The organism is Bartonella sp. AP58NXGY, from assembly GCF_042195785.1.
Lineage (GTDB): Bacteria > Pseudomonadota > Alphaproteobacteria > Rhizobiales > Rhizobiaceae > Bartonella.
In genome coordinates, this window is the sequence record NZ_JBHIOY010000008.1 from 20,737 (window position 1) to 42,186 (window position 21,450).

Sequence of the window (21,450 nt, forward strand, 5' to 3'; positions counted from 1 at the left end):
CAATAAAACTAGGATATTTTTTCTATGTGAGACGATAAATTTATAGCTTTAAAGTTATGCTAGCCTGAATTTTTTTCTTTAAGGGGTGCTGTTTGGCATTTAGTTTATAGTAGGAAATTGTGAGAGTGGTCAAAGATAAAAATAAAATGCAAGAATACAAAAATTCTCTTCCTCGCTTTATTCATTTGAGAGTGCATTCAGCTTATTCCTTGCTCGAAGGGGCTTTAAAAATCCCACAAATTATTCAACAGACGATTTTAGATCATGCTCCAGCGGTTGCTATTACCGATACCAATAATTTATTTGGTGCTTTGGAGTTTTCGCAGTATTGTCTTTCTCATGGGGTTCAACCCATTATTGGTTGTCAGCTTACCGTTGATTTTTGTGATGAAAATAATCATTCACGTTTGGTTAAAGGACGTAATGCTTCTGATTTCTGCTCTATTGTTCTGTTGGCTGCTAGCGAAACCGGTTATGCTCATTTGGTTCGTCTTGTAAGCCGTGCTTATCTTGATAAATGTGATACTGATCCTCCTCATATTAAAGCTGATTGGTTGTCAGAACACAGTGAAGGAATAATCGCTTTAACGGGTGGAAAGGGAGGACCTATTAATTGTTCTTTGTTAGAAGAAAAAAAAGAACGCGCTGTTGAACGCTTAATTTATTTAAAAAAAATTTTTTCTGATCGTCTTTATGTGGAATTACAGCGACATGGCTCTTATGATCGAAGAGTAGAAGCAGACCTTATTGAATTAGCTTATGCACATGAAATTCCTCTTGTTGCAACGAATGAAGCCTTTTTTCTGAAGAGAGAGGGGTATGAAGCGCATGATGCGTTGATGGCTGTTTCAGAAGGACAAATCGTCTCTAATCCAGATCGCAAACGGGTGACGCCAGATCATTACTTGAAGTCACAAGATGAAATGGTTGCGCTATTTTCTGATCTTCCAGAAGCTTTAGAAAATAGTGTTGAAATTGCATTGCGTTGTCATATTGCCACGCCTCTTCGAAAACCGATATTGCCTCGTTTTATAGAACAATCTTCTAATTCAGAAAATACTTTAGAAGCAGAAGATAGTGAATTGTTAAATCAAGCTAAAGCTGGTTTGAAGATGCGCCTTGAAACAATTGGATTGGCTGAAGGGTATACGATTGCAGATTATGAGCAGCGGCTTGATTATGAGATTTCAGTTATTACGCGTATGCAATTTTCTGGATATTTTCTTATCGTTTCAGATTTCATAAAATGGGCGAAGATTCATGATATTCCTGTTGGTCCAGGGCGGGGATCTGGTGCTGGTTCACTTGTTGCTTATGCATTAACGATTACCGATGTTGATCCATTGCGTTTTTCCCTTCTTTTTGAACGTTTTCTCAATCCAGATCGTGTTTCGATGCCAGATTTTGATATCGATTTTTGTCAAGAGCGGCGTGAAGAAGTTATTCAATATGTTCAAAAAAAATATGGACGTGATCAAGTTGCTCAAATTATTACCTTTGGTAAGTTACAAGCACGTGCAGTTTTGCGTGATGTGGGGCGTGTTTTAGAAGTTCCTTATCGTCAGGTGGATTATCTTACAAAATTAATTCCTGCTACGCCAGGAAGTCAGGTAGAATTAGCGGATGCTATTAAGGATGAATCCAAATTTGAAGAGGAAAAGAAAAAAGATCCCGTCATTGGACGCGCATTAGATATAGCACTTCAGTTGGAAGGACTTTATCGTCACGCTTCAACGCATGCTGCTGGGATTGTTATAGGAGATCGTCCGCTTTGGGAGCTTGTCCCGATGTATCGTGATCCTCGTTCTGATATGCCTGTTACACAATTTAATATGAAATATGTAGAACAGGCAGGGTTGGTAAAATTTGATTTTCTTGGACTAAAAACACTGACTGTTTTGAAAATGGCTGTTGATTTTGTTGCCAGAAAGAAGATCAAAATAGATTTGTCAAATATCCCTCTAAATGATGAAGCAACCTACGCTATGATGGCATGTGGTGAAACGGTTGGTGTGTTTCAGGTGGAAAGTTCTGGTATGCGCAAGGCGCTGATTGGAATGAAGCCAGACCGTATTGAAGATATTATTGCGCTGGTTGCGCTTTATCGTCCTGGTCCAATGGAGAATATACCAACCTATAATGCACGCAAACATGGGGAAGAGGAGATAGCTTCTATTCATCCTAAAATAGATCATCTGATTAAAGAAACACAAGGTGTTATAGTCTATCAAGAACAGGTGATGCAGATTGCTCAGGTGCTGGCTGGTTACTCGCTTGGAGAAGCTGATTTATTACGGCGCGCTATGGGGAAAAAAATTCATGCAGAAATGCAAAAACAGCGTACGCGTTTTGTCAATGGCGCTGTTGCTGGTGGTGTTGATAAAGAGCAAGCTGATATTATATTTGATCTTTTAGCAAAATTTGCCGATTACGGTTTTAATAAATCACACGCTGCTGCTTATGCGATTGTTTCTTATCAAACAGCGTATATGAAAGCCAATTATCCCGTTGAGTTTTTAGCTGCTTCAATGACGTATGATATGACGAATACCGATAAGCTCAATGATTTTCGGCGTGAAGCGTTAAGGCTGGGTATTGAAGTTATTGCGCCTTCTATACAAACATCTCATCGTGTTTTTGAGGTTGGTGATAACTGTATTTATTATTCTCTTGCTGCCATTAAAGGTGTGGGAGAAACGGTTGTAGATCATATTGTCGCTTGTCGTGGAAATGAAATTTTTAAGGATCTAGAAGATTTCTGTGCGCGTGTTGATCCTCATATTGTTAATAAGCGTGCGATGGAAAGTTTAGTTTGTGCTGGCGCTTTTGATTGTTTTAGCATTGCACGTGAGGTTTTATTAGCCAATCTTGGAACCCTTCATGCGCGGGCACTTCGTATTCTAGATGACAATTCTAGCGGGCAGGTTGATATATTTGGAATGGCAGGCGGATTAAAAGAGCCCTTGATTTTATCGCAAACGACTCCTTGGTTGCTGGCTGAAAAACTTTATCGAGAATTTCAAGCTATAGGTTTTTACTTTTCAGCTCATCCATTGGATGAGTATCAAACCATTCTCGCTAAAAAACGCGTTCAGACTTGGGGTAATTTTGCCAATGCCGTTAAAGCGGGGGCAACGGCTGCACGACTTGCTGGAACTGTTGTGGCAAAAAACGTGCGCAAAACAAAATCTGGTAAAAAAATGGGAATTATTCATTTTTCTGATACAAGTGGACAATATGAAGCAGTTCTCTTTTCTGAGGCACTCTCGGATTATGAAGAGATGCTAGAACCCGGAAAATCTTTTATTATTACGGTGAGCGCAGAAAATCGCTCTGAAGGAATTAGTTTGCGAATTGAGACAATTCAGTCTTTGGAAAAAGAAGCGTTACAGCAGCATAAAATGATGCGTCTTTTTATAAAAACAGTTGATATGCTTCCACAAATTGAACAAAATTTAAATCTTGGGGGGAATGGAGAGGTTGGACTTATTTTAATTCAAGAGGATGGATTGCGAGAAGTCGAAATTGCGCTTCCTAAGCGATATAAGGTAAATTCACATGTCGCAAATGCTATGAAGTTAATTCAGGGGGTGGTCGATGTAGAGTTGAGTTAAAAAAAGATTAAAGATGGGAGCTGATTTTGAGTGGTGTTTTTGCTTTTAGGAGAGCTAAAAATTGAGCTTTTAAAATCGGATTGTAGGTTTCGAAAGATATTGTTTTTATTTGAGTAAATTATGATGGGTCTTTAGTGTCATAGAGTCAAAAAATCTCTTTCTTTCGTAATATTCAAAGTACCGGAAGAATTTTATAAGTTTTTATTATTATTTTTTATGGAATTCATCGCATCATACATGTAAAGCCAATTGAGATCTGACATAATGCTCTCTGGTGTACGAATTTTCATCATGAGATTACGGGCGATTGCTATGGGACCAGTTGCATGATAGGCTAATTTGTTGAAATCTCCGCGTTTTTTTACTTCTGCAATACGGGGGGTACGTGTTTTTTCGTAAAGCGAAAGTGCTTTCGTTAATGAAAGATCTTTCAATGAAAGTGCTTTTGCTAATGTGGCAGCATCTTCGATTGCCATAGCGGCACCTTGTGCTGCAAAAGGCAAGGCAGCATGTGCGCAATCGCCAACAAACACTTGTCTCTCTAAGCCTAGAAAACGATTTTGTTTCATCTGAAAGAGTGGCCAATATCTCCATTCATCAATATGATCAAAGATTTGTAAGATTTTTGAATTCCAAGCTTTAAAAAGAAATTTAAGTTTTTCTTTATCTCCTTTATGGGCCCATCCTTCTTTTGAATTTTCTCCATGCGTAATGGCGACAAAATTAAAAATTTTTTCTGACGATTGAATGGGGTAGACAACAAGATGATTTTGAGGCCCCATCCAAGCCGTAATTGTCTTCACATTTTGCAATGAAGAACGAAAGTTTTGAGGAAGATTATCAAGTACTGTTGTTGCTCGCCAAGCAATAAAACCACTAAAATTTGCTTTTTCATGAAAAGGAGATTGTTGCCGTAATGTTGACCAAACGCCATCACATCCGATCAGGAGAGGGGTTAAATAAAGCTGTTGTTGTGTTGCTGTATCTGTTTTTATTGTGGTTATTTTAATGTTTGTTGCAGATTGTGTAGACGATATAATAGATTCACCTGCTTTGTATTTGATCAAAGGATTTTCAATCACTGCATTATATAAAATTTTTTGTAAAGCCGCGCGGTGAATCGTCATATAAGGGGCTTTCCAATATTTTTCTGTTAGAGTGATAAGATGAGCACGTAGACGTATTTTTAAAGATATTCCATCTTTTAACTCAAGAAAATGTGGGATTGTCGCAACTTCAGTGAGTTTGTTAAGAAGGTCCCAGCGAGCAAGAATAGATGTTGCATTTGGTGTCAGTTGAATACCAGCGCCTATTGTTTCAAGTTTTTTACACTTTTCAATAATGATGCTTGCAATTCCTTTATGAGCGAGTGCTAAAGCGGTGCTTAAACCAGCGATTCCTCCTCCAACGATGATAGGTGATTGCTCTACAAACGATTTCATATTAAACAAGCAGAATTAAAAGAGTGGTTATTTAAGAAAGCCCTAGAACACATTATAATAGCTTGTCTGGATGATATAAACATCCTGTTGGGTTTGTTTGATCGTACGATAACGAGGGAACATAACGATAAAGGGTTGAGCAATAAGGACAAATTTTCTCATCAGCAGCGCCCATATCAATAAAGATATGAGGGTGATCAAATGGTTGTGTAGCGCCTACACACATAAACTCTTTCACACCAATTTCGATTGTTTTATATCCAAGGTCATTTTGAAAATGGGGAATATTGTGATCAGCCATGGCGTACAAACTCCAGAATAAATTGTCTCGTTAGTTATGATAGGGCTCTTCTATTTTATGAGTGTGAGTTTGTAATAAAGCGTATCATAATGCAAGATGCTTTTTAAGACAAATTATTCCTCTTTTATGCTATAATCAGAATAGTTGTCGTGTTTTTAGCGCTTTGCGCATAGAGCCTCGTTCCAAGTATTTTAAAATATTAAATGGAAACATGACAAGAAAAATGGGGCATTGATGTATTATTGTGATGATAACATATTATAAAATATTATGTGAGATATTTTATCAAAGATTTTATAAAGTATAAAAGAAGCTTAGTTAGAATATATGGAACAGAGGGTGGTAGATAAAATTTCTATATCGGATATAACAATGAAAAATCCAGCACGGTTTATTAATCGAGAGTTTTCATGGCTACAATTTAATAATCGTGTTTTGATGGAAGCTGCTAATTCGAAACATCCTTTATTAGAACGTCTACAATTTCTTTCTATTTCAGCAACAAATCTTGATGAGTTTTTTATGGTTCGTGTTGCAGGACTAGCAGCTCAAATTCGTGCTCGCGTTACAGTGTGCAGTGCAGATGGGCACACTCCACAGGAACAACTTGATATTGTGCTCGCTGAGATTTCAAAGCTGCAGGCTCACCAACTACGAGAATTGAATGTTTTACGTGATGAATTAAAAAAGAATGATATTGAAATTATTTGTCCGGATGATCTTTCAGAAATTGAAAAATCATGGCTTGAAAAATATTTTCTTGAGACAATTTTTCCTGTTTTAAAACCTTTGCCTGTTGATTCTACTCGTCCTTTTCCATTTATTCCTAATTTAGGGCTTTCTATTGGGCTTCAATTGTCTGGAGAAACTGATCAGAACTCACACACAGTGTTGTTGTCTATTTCAATGCTTTTAAGGCGTTTCATTCTTCTTCCTCAGGAAGGTAATCATTTTCGTTTTATCGCATCTGAAGATGTTATTTGCCTTTTTATTAAACATGTATTTCCTAACTATGAGGTTAAAGGAATTGGTACATTTAGAGTGATCCGAGATAGTGATATTGAAGTAGAAGAGGAAGCTGAAGATCTTGTTCATTTTTTTGAAACTGCTCTTAAAAGGCGGCGCCGTGGACAGGTTATTCGAATTGAATTTGACGCAAAAATGCCAGAGGATTTACGTCAATTTATAGCAAATAGTCTTTCTGTTCCTGATCATTGTATTAATGTTCTTGATGGATTTTTGGCGCTTAATATGGTGTCAGAGATTATTTCTATTCCCCGTGATGATCTCAAATTTATTCCTTATATTCCCCGTGTTCCGAAATGTATTCGTGAACATCATGGGGATTGTTTTGCGGCTATTCGTGAAAATGATATCGTAATTCATCACCCCTATGAGACATTTGATGTTGTTGTCCAATTTTTACGTCAAGCTGCTTGCGATCCTGATGTTGTGGAAATTAAACAAACTCTTTATCGTACATCAAATGATAGCCCAATTGTTAGCGCTTTGATTGAAGCTGCTGAACAGGGAAAATCTGTGACTGCTTTGGTAGAACTTAAAGCACGTTTTGATGAGGAAGCAAATATTCGTTGGGCACGGGATCTTGAAGGTGCTGGGGTTCAAGTTATTTTTGGTTTTATTGCATTAAAAACACATGCTAAAATGTCACTGGTTGTGAGACGTGAGGGAAAACGTCTTTGCTCTTATGTTCATCTTGGAACAGGAAATTACCATCCCGTTAACGCTAAAACTTATACTGATCTTTCTTTTTTTTCCACGGATGATGTTATCGCTCATGATGTTGCGTTATTGTTCAATTATATTGCGCAATATGAACGTCCAAATGAAACAATGAAGATTGCTTTTTCACCCTTAACATTGCGTGGTCGTATTCTTCAGCATATTGAAAGAGAAATTGCTCATACATACCAGGGAAGATCTGCTGCTATTTGGATGAAAGTTAACGCATTGGTTGATCCTGAGATTATTGATGCTTTATATCGTGCTAGTCAAGCTGGAGTGCAAATTGATTTGGTTGTACGGGGAATATGTTGTTTACGTCCTCGTATTCCAGGAATTTCAGATAATATTCGTGTAAAGTCAATCGTAGGGCGTTTTCTTGAACATAGTCGCATTTTTTGTTTTGGGAATGGTCAAGATTTGCCCAATGAAAATGCGCTTATTTACTTAGGCTCTGCCGATATGATGCCTCGTAATCTAGACTATCGTATTGAAATATTGGTTCCAGTTTTTAATAAAATGGCGCGTCAAAAAATTCTTTTACAGATTATGTTGGCTAATATCATTGATAATCAACAAAGCTTTGATATACTTAAGGACGGAACATCAAAGCGTATCATACCGCAGATAGGTGAAAGTCTGTTTAATGCGCAGGAGTATTTTATGGCCAATACGAGTATTGCGGGAGAAGATGAGTCTTTTGAATCTTCTGTTTTGCGTTTGGTGGCGTTGCATCGGCAACAAGCCGAAATACATAAAGATTGAATTCCAATGACATATAGAGATGCTCAAGGTCGGCTAAAAGGGCGTAAACCTGTTGCTGTTATTGACATTGGTTCAAATTCTGTTCGGCTGGTTATTTATGAGGGGCTTGTTCGCTCGCCAACGGTTTTGTTTAATGAAAAGGTTCTTTGTGGTCTCGGTCATGGTGTGGCAAAAACGGGATTTTTAGAAGAAAAATCGATGAAAATGGCGTTGCAAACACTGAAACGGTTTCGTACGCTTTGTCGACAGATTGGAGCAGATGAGGTTTATACTTTAGCAACGGCAGCAGCACGAGATGCAAAAAATGGTGTAGCGTTTATTCAGCATGCTGAGGATATTTTGCAAAATAAAATATATCTTCTTTCAGGAAGTGAAGAAGCTATGTATTCAGCCTATGGAGTTGTTTCTACTTTTTATCAACCAAAGGGTATTTCTGGGGATCTTGGTGGTGGAAGTCTCGAGCTGATTGATATTGATCATTCTGATGTCGGTGAAGGAATAACGCTTCCATTAGGGGGATTACGGCTACAGTATATGTCAAATAATGATAGCGCTGTAGCCACAAAAATTGTACATGAGCAATTTTATAAATCTTCTATTATTCATACGCGTAAAGGTATAGCACGTTATTTTTATGCCGTAGGAGGAACATGGCGTAATTTGGCAAAACTTCATATGGCAATGAAACATTATCGCCTCCCTGTTATGCATGGCTATGAAGTTGATGCCGTTGAAATGGAAAGTTTTTTACGTCTTGTAGCAAGTGGCAATATTGATAATATGAGAGGGATTGCAGCGGTTTCACAGAATCGTCGGAAACTTTTATCTTATGGAGCAATAGTTCTTATTGAACTCATTCAGTATATGGAGTTTGAAAAGATAATCTTTTCTGGTGCTGGCGTTCGTGAAGGTTTTCTTTATTCACGATTGCCGCAGGCGATTCGCATTTCAGATCCTCTCATTGAGGCGTGCACAGAAATGGCTATTTTACGGGCACGTTCACCCAAACAAGCAGAAGAGCTCATTAATTTTACGACGAATGCCTTTGAAGTTTTTGGAATTTCAGAAACTGAGAATGAATACCGTTATCGTCAAGCTGCTTGTCTTCTTGCTGATATTGGTTGGCGTATACATCCAGATTATCGAGGCAATGAAGCAGCCAATCAGATAGCATTAGGATCTTATCCAGGAATTTCTCATGAAGGGCGCCTTTATGCGGCGCTTGCTGTTTTTTTTCGCAATACAAGTTTATTGGTTGATAAAGAATCTCTTCCCATTTTTCAGCTAGCAACGCAAAATATAATTGAGAAAGCACGTATTCTCGGTGAAACTATGCGTCTTGCTCATCTTTTTAGCGCTTCTGTTGCAGGAATTTTACCTCATTTATTGTGGCATAAAAAAACAGATCATATTATCCTGCAGATCCCAAAGAATTACGCTGGATTATTAGGAGAACGTCCTCTTGGACGATTAAAGAAGTTATCAACAATAATAAAACAACCTCTCTCTTTTGAAATTTTTTGATTTTTTCCTAATTTATTTGTGTTTTATGTCTTATAATAAAGCCATTGACGAGGGATAAACTAGGTAACCTATCATCATGAGCTGAACAACTGGTTGTTTCATAACGCCCAATCCAGACTCTACGCAAGACATTTGTAATGCCCTGAGCATTCATAAAAGAAAATATAATTTTTTATTCTGTTATTTGCGTCACAGGATGTGATTTGCATTTCATAAGCTTCATGTAAAAATAAAAGCCTTGTCCGTCCTTACGTGACAAGGTTTTCTTTTTATGCTGCGTCGTTATAACGTTTCTGTTTAGCTTTCTTGATTATATTGATAAGATTTGATTGTAGCCAACGCGATAAAAAAACAAATTTTAAAGATTTTTGGAGAGATCCATTGGTTACATGACGCCGGAATGTCGAACCACTTATATGAAGTAGTTTTGCACTTTCACGGTTTGGCAAAAGAATATCATTTTCTGACTTTATAAAATCCTTTCACTATAAAAAATAGAAACAAATCATAACTATTATAATCATATTTTTGAATCCTTTGTAAGATGCTTAATCTATAAAAAAAACAGCGCTTTATCATATAATTTCTTATGTGATACTTTATGAGCTTATTGAGATAAAATGAGAGAATCTTACGATATTTGGAGTTCTAATTCAATATAAATAACGCTATATTATCTTTATAAATCAATATATTGCCTTTGTTAGGTGTTTTAGTTGCTAAGCAGGCTTTTTTTTTGATTATTATATTGCAATCTCGGTAGTTTTTTTAATACGATATGGTGACATGAAGCATTATATCTTTGTTTGTTCCTATTGCTAGGCTGCTATTTTTATAATGGATGCGCTTTTATTATCAGAATTTTTTCTTTTTAAAACGTTTAAATGAGGAGCTATCTGTTTTTTTAGATTATTCTTAATAAGATTGCTATTTGATTGATCTAATAAAGATTTAGCTGTCATTTTAATAAGAGTTTACTATCTAAGTTTTTAACTTTGTCAGAAGTAGGTTTTATTTATCCTATTTGCATTGGCCTATAGGGCATACCAATTGATGTAGATAATGAGTAGCGTAATGGATTTTTCAAAATTAAAATGTAAATTAAAGCTGTTTTGTGCTTATTTTTCCATCGTTAAAGTAAAACCCTATCTGGCCCTTTAGTAGTTGTTCGGCTTTTTTACCAAATATTTCATAGCGCCAGCCATTCATAGCGGGAATATTTTTCTTTATTCCTCCATTGGCAATTTTTTCTAAATCATTAGATGTTGCAATAATTTTAGGGGCAATGCTGTTTTCATTTGCAACAATTTTTAATAACACTTTGAGCAGATCGATAACAGCGGCTGTCGAATCATTGAGTGGGTTATGTTTAGGAATGGGGGGTAAAGTAGAAAGATCCACCTCTAAGCCTTCGTGGACAGCTTTGATTAATGATTGAGCAATTGAGAGTTTATCCCAATTCTTATTAAGACTGCGCAACCGTTTTAATGCAGATTCATCTTTTGGTTGTTGGATTGCTATTTCTATAAGACATTCATCTTTTATAATATGACGACGTGGCATATTGTATTTTCGTGCTTCACGTTCACGCCAAGCTGCTATCTTTTGTAATACAGCAAGTTCACGTGGCTTTTTAATTTGTCCTTTCACTTTTTTCCACGCTTCATCTTCTGGCATATCATAGGTTTTAGGATTTAAAAGAATTGTTATTTCATCATCCATCCAGTGAGCACGTTGATTTTTTTCTAACCGTTTTTTCAATAACAGGTAAACATCTCTTAAGTAAGTTACATCAGCAAGTGCGTAGAGCATTTGTTTTTCAGATAAAGGTCGGCAACTCCAGTCTGTAAAGCGGGAGGATTTATCAAGATGATGCCCCGTGCAGCGTTGTACAATTTGATCATAGGAGATAGAATCACCAAATCCACAAATTGATCCTGCTATTTGCGTATCAAAGAGAGGGGAAGGAATAACACCTCCAAGATGATAAATTGTTTCAATATCTTGGCGCGCAGCATGAAAAACTTTTACAACTTTTTTATCGATCATAAGGTCAAAAAACGGCTGTAAATCAATATCTGGTGCTATGGGATCAATCAGAACTGTAACATCTAGTGATGCGAGTTGGATTAAACACAGTTGAGGCCAAAAAGTTGTTTCGCGGATAAACTCAGTATCGACTGTTACAAAATCAGAGGTACGTAGAGCATTAAGTGCAATTTCAAGATCTGTTGTTTGTGTAATAAGATTCATCATTCTACTATAATTAAATTCGTCTTTTATTGACTTTATTTTTGAGTTTTTATTCTCATATCTTGACAAATGGTTATTAAAAAGCGTTTGTAGCTCATGTGAGTATTATAATCAAAGGCAAAAAACATGCACCGTTATCGCAGTCATCATTGCGCGGCTCTTCGTAGATGTGATGTAGGAAAACAAGTTCGTCTTTCGGGGTGGGTTCATCGTGTTCGTGATCATGGAGGAATTCTTTTTGTGGATTTACGTGATCATTTTGGAATCACACAAATTGTTGCTGACCCTGCTTCACCAGCTTTTAAAGTTATTGAAAAAGTACGTTCTGAATGGGTTATTCGTGTGGATGGGGAGGTATGTGCACGTTCTGATGAGGTTATTAATGCAACGCTTCCAACAGGTGAGATTGAAATTTTTGCACAAGAGGTAGAAATTCTTTCAAAATCTGATGAACTTCCTTTACCGGTTTTTGGTGAGCCTGATTATCCAGAAGATATTCGATTGAAGTATCGTTTTCTTGATTTACGTCGGGAGACTATGCACAAAAATATTATGCGTCGGACTGAAATTATTGCTGCTATGAGACGGGCTATGCAAAATAATGGTTTTACAGAATTTACGACGCCACTTTTGACAGCTTCATCGCCAGAAGGGGCGCGTGATTTTTTAGTGCCAAGTCGTGTTCATCAGGGAAAATTTTATGCGCTACCGCAAGCACCACAGCAATATAAACAATTGTTGATGATGTCAGGTTTTGATCGTTATTTTCAGATTGCGCCATGTTTTAGAGATGAAGATCCAAGAGCTGACCGTCTTCCTGGTGAATTTTATCAATTAGATGTTGAAATGAGTTTTGTTGAGCAAGAAGATGTTTTAGCAACTATGGAACCTATTATGCGTTCTATTTTTGAAGAATTTGCAGATGGAAAGACTGTGACACAAAGCTTTCCTCGCATTTCCTATGATGAAGCAATACAGAAATATGGTTCTGATAAGCCTGATCTGCGTAATCCGATCATTATGGAAGATGTTTCTCAGCATTTTTATAATTCTGGTTTCAAAGTCTTTGCTCAAATTTTAGCGAATGATGAGAATGCACAAGTGTGGGCTATTCCAGCTAAAACGGGTGGAAGTCGTGCTTTTTGTGATCGTATGAATGTATGGGCACAAGGCGAGGGGCAACCAGGACTCGGCTATATTTTCTGGCGTGAAGAAGAAGGAAAATTTGAAGGAGCAGGGCCTATCGCCAAAAATATTGGTGAACAGAGGACTGAAGCAATCCGTATACAGCTTGGTCTTGAAAGTGGGGATGCCTGTTTTTTTGTAGCTGGCGATCCAAAAAAGTTTTCATCTTTTGCCGGAGCAGCACGCACAAGGGTAGGGGAAGAATTAGATCTTCTTGATAGAGATAGTTTCTCTTTGGCGTGGATTGTTGATTTTCCATTTTTTGAATGGAATGAAGATGAAAAAAAGATTGATTTTGGACATAATCCTTTTTCCATGCCTCAAGGGGGAGAAAATGCCCTTGCCTGTCAAGATCCTCTTACTATTAAAGCTTTTCAATATGATCTTGTTTGCAATGGTTATGAAATTGCATCAGGTGGAATTCGTAATCACTTACCAGAAATGATGCTTAAAGTTTTTGAATTTGTAGGGCTTTCTAAGGAAGTTGTGAAAGATCGTTTCGGTGGTCTTTATCGTGCATTCCATTATGGGGCTCCACCACATGGTGGTATGGCTGCGGGAATTGACCGAATCATTATGCTGTTGCAAGGTGTTAAAAATTTGCGTGAAGTTGCTTTATTTCCTATGAATCAACAAGCACTTGATCTTTTGATGAGTGCTCCGTCTGATGTTTCTCCTGCACAATTACATGATTTAGGAATCCGCATGGTTCCTACTCATAAAAATAGTTCATAAAGTTGGTTGTGGATTGTTGTCATCTTTTCTACATAAAGTAAAGCGTTGATGTTTCTCTAGGTGTCAGTGTGTGTACTATTTGTAAAAATTGAGATAGGCAGAAAATACTGTTGTTTTGATTTTTTATGAGGGCATTATTTCTAAAGAAATACCTCTCAATGCAATTGTGTTTTACGATGCTTTCTCGTATGAAAGGTATAACTATAAAAGCCTCATGAGTGATATAAAAATTGTTGTGTAGCACTATCTTTACTAATAACCACCGTTCTACTTTCTAGATTTCAATAATATTGATCGTTCTTGTATGCAAATGGATTATAAGAGGCATTTTTCTCCCTTGCTTCATATAGTAGCTCTTTCGCTTATGATAAGCGGGGAAATGTTTGTGATTGATTGATCTTTAAATTAATTGGAAATGAGAGAATTCTACAATATTCTGGAGTTTCATTTAAGTTGTAAAAAATGAATTATCTTTATATATCAATATATTATTTATTTTGAAAATGCCAGTTTCTCTATTTAACACTGAAAAAATGATTTACTTTCTTTGTTTTTTATCACTTAAAGAGGATATTTAAAAAGTTTTCGATAATGTATGAAGTATTTTCATATATTGCTTAGGACAAGAGGGAAGAACATGTATAAATTTTTCAAATTGATATAATTTTCTGTTCATGTTTTAATTGCAGCACTTATTTTTATGTCGTTGACTTTTAATAAAAAAGTCGACTCATAAAGGGTTGTTTTAAATAAATCCTATAAAATAACTTTTTATTATTGTGGGAACTTTTGTTCTAATATTATGTCTGATAAAATGAATTTACCTTTTGATAAAGAACATATTGAGCCAATAGAATTACGTTCTGCTTTACAGGAACGTTATTTGGCTTATGCGCTTTCTACGATTACGCACCGTGCATTGCCTGATGTGCGTGATGGATTGAAGCCTGTCCATCGGCGGATTGTTCACGCGATGCGGCTTCTCAAACTAAATCCTGGACAGTCTTATGCGAAATGTGCGCGGATTGTCGGTGATGTCATGGGAAAATTTCATCCTCATGGGGATGCATCTATTTATGATGCTTTGGTGCGCTTGGCTCAAAGTTTTGCAGTTCGTTATCCGTTGGTTGATGGACAAGGCAATTTTGGCAATATTGATGGTGATAATGCTGCTGCCATGCGTTATACGGAAGCACGGATGACTGAAGTGGCTGCATTGTTACTTGAAGGAATTAATGAAAACGCCATTGATTTTCGTTTAACTTATAATGAGGAAGATGAAGAGCCCGTTGTTTTGCCTGGGGCTTTTCCTAATCTTTTAGCAAATGGTTCATCAGGGATCGCTGTTGGTATGGCAACATCTATTCCACCCCATAATGTTGCTGAGCTTTGTGATGCGGCGCTCCATTTAATTGCACATCCCGATACACATGATGAGGAATTAAATCAGTTCGTTCTTGGTCCTGATTTTCCAACTGGTGGCATTTTAGTTGAGCCTAAAAAGAGTATTGAGGAATCTTATCGTATTGGTCGGGGTTTTTTTCGCTTGCGTTCACGTTGGCATCAGGAATCTGGTAGCCGTGGTTCTTATGTGATTGTTGTGACTGAAATTCCCTATCAGATTCAAAAGTCACGTCTTATTGAAAAAACAGCAGAGTTATTGCTTGCACGCCGATTGCCAATGCTTGAGGATATTCAAGATGAATCAGCAGAAGATATCCGAATCGTGCTGGTTCCTAAAAATCGGTCGGTTGATCCGGAGCTCCTTATGGAGTCTCTTTTTAAATTGACTGACTTTGAAGTAAGATTTCCCCTCAATCTGAATGTTTTGTCTTTGGGAAAAATACCCAATGTCCTTTCTTTACGAGAAAGTTTGCATCAATGGCTTGAACATCGTCAAGAAGTGCTTATTCGTCGCTCTCATTATCGGCTTGATCAAATTGATAGCCGATTGGAAATTCTTCATGGATATCTTATTGCCTATTTAAATCTCGATGAGGTCATTCAGATTATTCGTGAAGAGGATGAACCTAAAAAGCAGCTTATCAGTCGTTTTGAATTAACAGAAAATCAAGCAGAAGCTATTCTTAATATGCGCTTGCGCTCTTTACGTAAGCTTGAGGAATTTGAAATTCGTAAGGAATTTGAAAGTTTGAAAGCTGAAAAAGAAAAGCTAAAGAATTTGTTAGCTTCTCCTATAAAACAGTGGAAAATAATTTCAGAAGAAATCAAAAAAGTTCGAAACACTTTTGGTCCTGAAACACTCTTGGGGAAAAGACGTACGACGTTTGAAGAGGCACCAAGACATGATCTTGATGATATTCAACAAGCAATGATCGAAAAAGAACCGGTTACTATTGTTATTTCTGAAAAGGGGTGGGTGCGTGCTTTAAAGGGGCATTTAAACGATTATAAAGCACTTTCTTTTAAAGAAGGAGATAGTTTAAAGTTAGCCTTTCCAGCATTTACGACCGACAAGATTGTGCTGATCAGTACGGGTGGAAAATTTTTTTCTATTAGTGCAAATAGTTTGCCTGGAGGGCGGGGGCATGGTGAACCCATTCGTCTTTTAGTTGATATGGACGATGAGCACGATATTTTTACAGCTTTTGTGCATCATGCAGAGGGAAAATTGCTCTTGGTTTCATCTCACGGTAATGGTTTTATTGTTTCTTCTTCAGAAGTGATCGCCAATACACGAAAAGGAAAGCAAGTGATGAATGTCAAATCTCCTGATAAGGTAAAACTTTGTGTTCCGGTAAATGGTGATCATATTGCTGTGGTCGGTGAAAACCGAAAAATGCTTATTTTTTCTATTGAACAAATACCAGAAATGAATCGCGGTAAAGGTGTTCGTTTACAGCGTTATAAAGAAGGTGGCATTGTTGATGCCAAGACTTTTAATTTATCAGAAGGCTTAAGTTGGCAAGATACAGCTGATCGAATCTTTAACCGCCAAGCTGATGATCTCATTGAATGGATGGGAACGCGTGCGGGCGTCGGGCGTTTGGTTCCAAGGGGATTTCCAAAATCGGGAAAATTTATCAATTAAATTTATTTTATAAACGGGAAAGTGCCGTATGACTTTATGATATGCAATATATTGATTTATAAAGATAACGTATCACTTTTATATGGAAAGAAAGACCTAAAGTGTGAGTTTTTTTCTTAATTTTTGTCCTGTTTAGGTTAAATCAGTAAAAAAATATTTGCATGTCATAAGATGAGGGGGGATTGTGTGCATAAAAACTATTGAGGAAAAGAATAAAAATATTTCTTATAGACTGTTTGAAATATAAGAGCTGTTGCAACAATAGGTATGTTTGTTTTTTGTCAGTGATTATATTTTTAGAAACTGGGAATAGTATTATGATGACGATTTGCGTCTTTATTAAGTAAAGATACTGCTATTCAATGATTTTTATACAGTTCACTGTTTTTTAAACCTTATATCATTCATGAATGTTGTCGTGAAATGATTTGAGAAGTTTATTTTTAAAATAAACATGTGAATGTTCAGCACAAGAGTGCTCTATTTTATATTATAGGCATTTCCTTATTGTTCAAGAGAGATATTATTAATTGTCTCATAGAGCAATCTTTACTCGTTAGGATTACTATGATATTGCCTAAAAAGATGACCCCGTTCAGCATATAAGACAAGAAGTATGGCAATGAGACTCAGAAAGAAAAATCCTGCCGAATTAGGGGTGGTTGTTTCATTAAATTGTTGAGCAATAAAAAAACTAAGTCCTGTGCCAATAGATGTTTGCAAAAAACCAGATATAGACGATGCCGTTCCAGCTATTTCTCCTACAGATTCAAGGGCGAGTGTATTGAAGTTTGCCATAATCCCACCGCAGGCAAACATCAATATACAGAATAACAGCATGTAAAAAGGAAAAGGAAGAATGCCATCTGTTAAGATGGAGCCAATAAACCATACACATGAAGTGGCACAAAAGAGTAAAAGCATTGCGTGAGCAATACGCCGCATTCCAAGTTGTCCAACGAGTTGAGAGTTAAAGAATGATGATAGGGCTTGAAATGCAGCACCGACTGCAAAGGCAATAGGGAACCAAAGTCCTAGATTATAGATCCCTTCATAGGTTTGTTGCGATGTATTAACGGCGGTAAAGATACAGCCTAAAATAATGGAAGTTGCTAGTGTATAGCAAAGTGTTGTGCGATTGGTTATCACAATCCATAAATTATGTTTGACCGAAGAAAAGGAAAGAGAGCGTTGCGCATAAAGAGTTTCAGGCAAGCGCAGTTGAATCCAAATCATCAGTCCTAAACCGATAATTGCCATGAATATGAAAATAAGTTGCCAGTTTCCAAACAGTAAAATGATCTGTCCTGTTGCTGGTCCAATCATTGGTGCAATAAGGAAAACCATCATCACGATAGACATCACCTCTGCCATTTTCCGACCACTATAGAGATCTCGTACAATAGAAACTGTAAGCACACGCATAGCAGCTCCTCCTATACCTTGCAGGATACGCAAAATAAGCAAGAGAGAAAAATTGGATATAAATGCACAGCCAATCGCCGTAAATGAATAAAAAGCAAGACCAATAAGGATAAGTTTACGTCGCCCATAACGGTCGCTTATGGGACCAAAAAATATTTGTGAGATGCCATAGCTGATAAGGTAACTAGAAATGATATAATGTTGATCGTTTTCATCGAAAACATTTAAACTGTCTAAAATGTTGGGCATTGCTGGCAACATAATATCAACAGCTATAGAATTGATAGCCATCAGCGAAGCAATAAGGATAACAAATTCTTTATAGCCAATTCTTTTTCTAATCGCATTACTATGCGTTTCTTCATCGACTGAATATGACATATGGCATCCTTGAAATAAAATTTCTTCTGAAAACAGCTCTTTTTAAGAGTCTGAATAAAATGCAAGATACCTATGATTGATTACAGGGAATATTTTTTTCTTTCAAAAGCTCCTGCAACTCATTGTTTTGAAACATTTCTTTAACGATATCACATCCTCCAACAAATTCACCTTTGATATAAAGCTGTGGAATTGTTGGCCAATTTGAGTAATCTTTGATCCCTTGGCGCAATTCGTTAGAAGTTAAGATATTAACCCCTTTATAATTCAATCCTAAATAGTCAAGGATTTGAACAACTTGTCCTGAAAAACCGCATTGCGGAGCGTCAGGTGTTCCTTTCATGAATAAAATGACGTCGTTTGTTTTAATCTCGTTATCAATAAAATCATGAACAGTGGTCATTTTTATTCCTCGATATTTCAGATTTCTATAAATGTGTAACTTATACTCATATTATTTTTTAATCGTATTGAATGAATGAATGCAAGAAGAAATTTTAAAATTATTTGGGAATATTTGTTTGTAGAGCTAGAGCGTGAAGGTCATTTCCCATATTGCCTTTAAGAGCATCATAAACCATTTTGTGCTGTTGAACGCGGCTTTTACCGCGAAAGCTTTCGGCAATAACTTCAGCAGCGTAGTGTTCTCCATCTCCAGCAAGATCACGGATTATCACAGTTGCATCGGGAATGCCTTCACGAATAAGCGCTTCAATTGCATGGGCACTCATTGCCATGATTATTCTCCTCTGTTTATTAATTTTTTATAAGAGTAGCTATAGCCAAAAGAAACGAAAAAGTCTTTATTTTTCATCCATAAATTGTGGAAACCAGCTTTCATAGGCTTGTATGAGTTCATCTATAGAAAGTTTTAGTATTCCATCTATATCAAGTGCATCACCTGCAACTTGACCTAGCTCTATTAAAGAAACTGCACTTATTTGTGCGAGCTCTTTAAGGCTATTGAGTGCTTCAGGTTTGACTGCTAAAAGATAACGTCCTTGGTCTTCTCCAAAAAGTTCTGCATGTTCTGGTGATTGGTTGCTTAATTTTGTTTTGATCCCTTTACCTGCTTTAATGACCATTTCTGCAAGCGCAATCGCTAATCCTCCATCAGAAAGATCATGGGCAGCGTGAACAAAACCGCGATGTATGACATCTCGAACAAATTGACCATGTTTTTTTTCAAGTTGTAAATCTACGTGAGGGGGGGCACCTGCATCAATATTTAAAATGTTTCGCGCATAGATTGATTGTCCTAAATGAGAGCCGCAATCTCCCACTAAAACAATATAATCTCCATTTTGCATCCCCTTTATTGTTACCATTTTAGACCAATCACTAAGAAGTCCTACACCAGCAATTGTAGGGGTTGGAAGAATAGCTTCTCCATTTGTTTCGTTGTAAAGAGAAACATTGCCTGAAACGATAGGGAAGTCGAGGATTCTACAAGCTTCTCCTATCCCTTTAATAGCCAAGACCAGTTGTCCCATAATTTCAGGTTTTTCAGGGTTACCAAAATTGAGATTATCTGTAGCAGCCAACGGCGTTGCACCTGTCGTACTAATATTTCGCCAACATTCTGCGACAGCTTGTTTTCCTCCTTCATAAGGGTCTGCTTCACAATAGCGAGGTGTTACATCAGAAGAAAAAGCAAGAGCACGTTTGCTGTTGTTTCCTACACGGATAACGCCTGCATCACCTCCTGGACAAACAAGGCTATTTCCTTGGATAAGAGTATCATATTGTTCATAAACCCATCGCCGAGAACTTTGATCAGCAGAATTCAATAAGCTCAAAAGCGCATCACCAAGATTTTCAACTTTTTTGACGTCTCCTGCTTTCAAGGGTGTTTTTTTTGCCGGCTCACTCCAAGGACGATCATAAACAGGCGCTTCATCACCAAGCTCTTTGATGGGAAGATTAACAACTTCTTTTCCTTGATGAAATACACGGAAACGTAGATCATTGGTTGTTTTTCCAATAATGGAAAAATGGAGCCCCCATTTATGAAAAATTGCTGCTGCTTGCTTTTCTAACTCTGGTTTAAGAACCATGAGCATACGCTCTTGGCTTTCAGAAAGCATCATTTCATAGGCTGTCATGTTTTCTTCTCGAACAGGAACTGCATCAAGATTAAGCTGTATTCCTAGATTGCCTTTTGCACCCATTTCAACGGCAGAAGAGGTGAGACCTGCAGCTCCCATATCTTGAATAGCAACCACAGCTCCAAGTTCCATGAGCTCTAAACATGCTTCAAGGAGACATTTTTCTGTAAAAGGATCACCGACTTGAACGGTTGGACGTTTTTCACTGATTGAAGAATTAAATTCAGCAGAAGCCATTGTTGCTCCACCGACACCATCTCGCCCTGTTTTTGCACCAAGATAAACAACAGGGAGTCCGATGCCTTGCGCTTTAGAATAAAAAAGGGCATCTGTCTTTGCAATACCGGCTACAAAAGCGTTAACAAGTATATTGCCATTATAACGCTCATCAAAATTTACTTCTCCACCAACCGTTGGAACACCAAAAGAATTGCTGTAACCACCTATTCCAGAAACAACACCAGAAACAAGATGGCGTGTTCGTGGGTGATCAGGAGCACCAAATCGTAATGCATTCATAGCAGCAACAGGACGGGCTCCCATTGTGAAGACATCACGTAAAATACCACCAACACCTGTCGCTGCACCTTGATAAGGTTCAATATAAGAAGGATGGTTATGGCTTTCCATTTTGAAAACAACACATTGTCCTTCGCCAATATCAACAACACCAGCATTTTCACCAGGTCCTTGGATGACACATTTTCCTTCTGTCGGAAGAGTTTTTAGCCATTTTTTAGAGGATTTATAAGAACAATGTTCGTTCCACATTGCAGAAAAAATTCCTAGTTCAGTAAATGTTGGCTCTCTACCGATTAACGTCAGGATACGTTGATATTCATCTTCTTTTAGCCCGTGTTGTGCAATGAGCTCTGGTGTAATAGTGATGTTATCGCAAGGCTTCATGAGTATTTATCCGTTA

General features: G+C 37.3%; 13 protein-coding genes. 5 read left to right on the top strand and 8 right to left on the bottom strand.

From position 1 onward, the window contains the following. Nucleotides 1–125 precede the first annotated feature (125 nt). Entirely contained in the window at nucleotides 126–3,614 is a 3,489-nt protein-coding gene (gene dnaE, locus ACFINC_RS06340; protein WP_375616586.1) for a DNA polymerase III subunit alpha, read from the top strand. Nucleotides 3,615–3,805: 191 nt separating this feature from the next. On the opposite strand, the gene ACFINC_RS06345 is transcribed toward dnaE, so the two are convergent. Both ACFINC_RS06345 and ACFINC_RS06350 read right to left on the bottom strand, forming a co-directional pair. Next, the gene (locus ACFINC_RS06345; protein ID WP_375616587.1) at nucleotides 3,806–5,056 is read right to left on the bottom strand and encodes an FAD-binding protein; all 1,251 of its coding nucleotides are present in this window, start codon (nucleotides 5,054–5,056) and stop codon (nucleotides 3,806–3,808) included. A gap of 52 nt (nucleotides 5,057–5,108) precedes the next feature. Then, the gene (locus tag ACFINC_RS06350) at nucleotides 5,109–5,357 is read right to left on the bottom strand and encodes a zinc-finger domain-containing protein (protein WP_375606646.1); all 249 of its coding nucleotides are present in this window, start codon (nucleotides 5,355–5,357) and stop codon (nucleotides 5,109–5,111) included. Between the two features lie 327 nt (nucleotides 5,358–5,684). On the opposite strand from ACFINC_RS06350, the gene ACFINC_RS06355 reads away from it, so the two are divergent. Together ACFINC_RS06355 and ppx are read left to right on the top strand one after the other, a co-directional pair. After that, nucleotides 5,685–7,865 carry an RNA degradosome polyphosphate kinase gene (locus ACFINC_RS06355; protein WP_375616588.1) on the top strand — a complete coding sequence of 727 codons (2,181 nt, stop codon included), beginning with the start codon at nucleotides 5,685–5,687 and terminating at the stop codon, nucleotides 7,863–7,865. Between the two features lie 6 nt (nucleotides 7,866–7,871). Then, nucleotides 7,872–9,389 (top strand): exopolyphosphatase, encoded by a 1,518-nt coding sequence (gene ppx / locus ACFINC_RS06360; protein WP_375616589.1) that lies wholly within the window; start codon nucleotides 7,872–7,874, stop codon nucleotides 9,387–9,389. A 269-nt stretch (nucleotides 9,390–9,658) separates the two neighbouring features. Here ppx and ACFINC_RS06365 read toward each other — a convergent pair whose 3' ends face one another. Together ACFINC_RS06365 and rnd are read right to left on the bottom strand one after the other, a co-directional pair. Beyond that, nucleotides 9,659–9,862: a DNA-binding protein gene (locus ACFINC_RS06365; protein WP_375616650.1), complete on the bottom strand. Its 204-nt coding sequence runs from the start codon at nucleotides 9,860–9,862 to the stop codon at nucleotides 9,659–9,661. A 628-nt stretch (nucleotides 9,863–10,490) separates the two neighbouring features. Continuing rightward, nucleotides 10,491–11,645 carry a ribonuclease D gene (rnd, locus tag ACFINC_RS06370; RefSeq protein WP_375616590.1) on the bottom strand — a complete coding sequence of 385 codons (1,155 nt, stop codon included), beginning with the start codon at nucleotides 11,643–11,645 and terminating at the stop codon, nucleotides 10,491–10,493. Between the two features lie 123 nt (nucleotides 11,646–11,768). Here rnd and aspS point away from each other — a divergent pair, with 123 nt between their 5' ends. Together aspS and parC are read left to right on the top strand one after the other, a co-directional pair. Continuing rightward, nucleotides 11,769–13,562 carry an aspartate--tRNA ligase gene (aspS, locus tag ACFINC_RS06375; protein ID WP_375616591.1) on the top strand — a complete coding sequence of 598 codons (1,794 nt, stop codon included), beginning with the start codon at nucleotides 11,769–11,771 and terminating at the stop codon, nucleotides 13,560–13,562. 802 nt (nucleotides 13,563–14,364) lie between these two features. Continuing rightward, on the top strand, nucleotides 14,365–16,614 hold the full coding sequence (gene parC / locus ACFINC_RS06380; protein ID WP_375616592.1) for a DNA topoisomerase IV subunit A: 2,250 nt from the start codon (nucleotides 14,365–14,367) through the stop codon (nucleotides 16,612–16,614). A gap of 549 nt (nucleotides 16,615–17,163) precedes the next feature. On the opposite strand, the gene ACFINC_RS06385 is transcribed toward parC, so the two are convergent. From ACFINC_RS06385 to purL, 4 genes are all read right to left on the bottom strand, one after another. Then, the gene (locus ACFINC_RS06385; RefSeq protein ID WP_375616593.1) at nucleotides 17,164–18,420 is read right to left on the bottom strand and encodes a multidrug effflux MFS transporter; all 1,257 of its coding nucleotides are present in this window, start codon (nucleotides 18,418–18,420) and stop codon (nucleotides 17,164–17,166) included. 70 nt (nucleotides 18,421–18,490) lie between these two features. After that, complete coding sequence (grxD, locus tag ACFINC_RS06390; RefSeq protein ID WP_375616594.1) at nucleotides 18,491–18,823, bottom strand: Grx4 family monothiol glutaredoxin; 333 nt, start codon at nucleotides 18,821–18,823, stop codon at nucleotides 18,491–18,493. Between the two features lie 100 nt (nucleotides 18,824–18,923). Further along, nucleotides 18,924–19,157, bottom strand: coding sequence for a BolA/IbaG family iron-sulfur metabolism protein (locus ACFINC_RS06395; RefSeq protein ID WP_375616595.1), 234 nt, complete (start codon nucleotides 19,155–19,157; stop codon nucleotides 18,924–18,926). Between the two features lie 66 nt (nucleotides 19,158–19,223). Next, on the bottom strand, nucleotides 19,224–21,434 hold the full coding sequence (gene purL, locus ACFINC_RS06400) for a phosphoribosylformylglycinamidine synthase subunit PurL (protein WP_375616596.1): 2,211 nt from the start codon (nucleotides 21,432–21,434) through the stop codon (nucleotides 19,224–19,226). Nucleotides 21,435–21,450: the final 16 nt, after the last annotated feature.

Coding starts and splice junctions, on each gene's coding strand:
- ACFINC_RS06345 (WP_375616587.1), bottom strand. CDS start 5,056: ATGAAATCGTTTGTAGAGCAATCACCTATCATCGTTGGAGGAGGAATC.
- ACFINC_RS06350 (WP_375606646.1), bottom strand. CDS start 5,357: ATGGCTGATCACAATATTCCCCATTTTCAAAATGACCTTGGATATAAA.
- ACFINC_RS06355 (WP_375616588.1), top strand. CDS start 5,685: ATGGAACAGAGGGTGGTAGATAAAATTTCTATATCGGATATAACAATG.
- ppx (WP_375616589.1), top strand. CDS start 7,872: ATGACATATAGAGATGCTCAAGGTCGGCTAAAAGGGCGTAAACCTGTT.
- rnd (WP_375616590.1), bottom strand. CDS start 11,645: ATGATGAATCTTATTACACAAACAACAGATCTTGAAATTGCACTTAAT.
- aspS (WP_375616591.1), top strand. CDS start 11,769: ATGCACCGTTATCGCAGTCATCATTGCGCGGCTCTTCGTAGATGTGAT.
- parC (WP_375616592.1), top strand. CDS start 14,365: ATGTCTGATAAAATGAATTTACCTTTTGATAAAGAACATATTGAGCCA.
- ACFINC_RS06385 (WP_375616593.1), bottom strand. CDS start 18,420: ATGTCATATTCAGTCGATGAAGAAACGCATAGTAATGCGATTAGAAAA.
- grxD (WP_375616594.1), bottom strand. CDS start 18,823: ATGACCACTGTTCATGATTTTATTGATAACGAGATTAAAACAAACGAC.
- ACFINC_RS06395 (WP_375616595.1), bottom strand. CDS start 19,157: ATGGCAATGAGTGCCCATGCAATTGAAGCGCTTATTCGTGAAGGCATT.
- purL (WP_375616596.1), bottom strand. CDS start 21,434: ATGAAGCCTTGCGATAACATCACTATTACACCAGAGCTCATTGCACAA.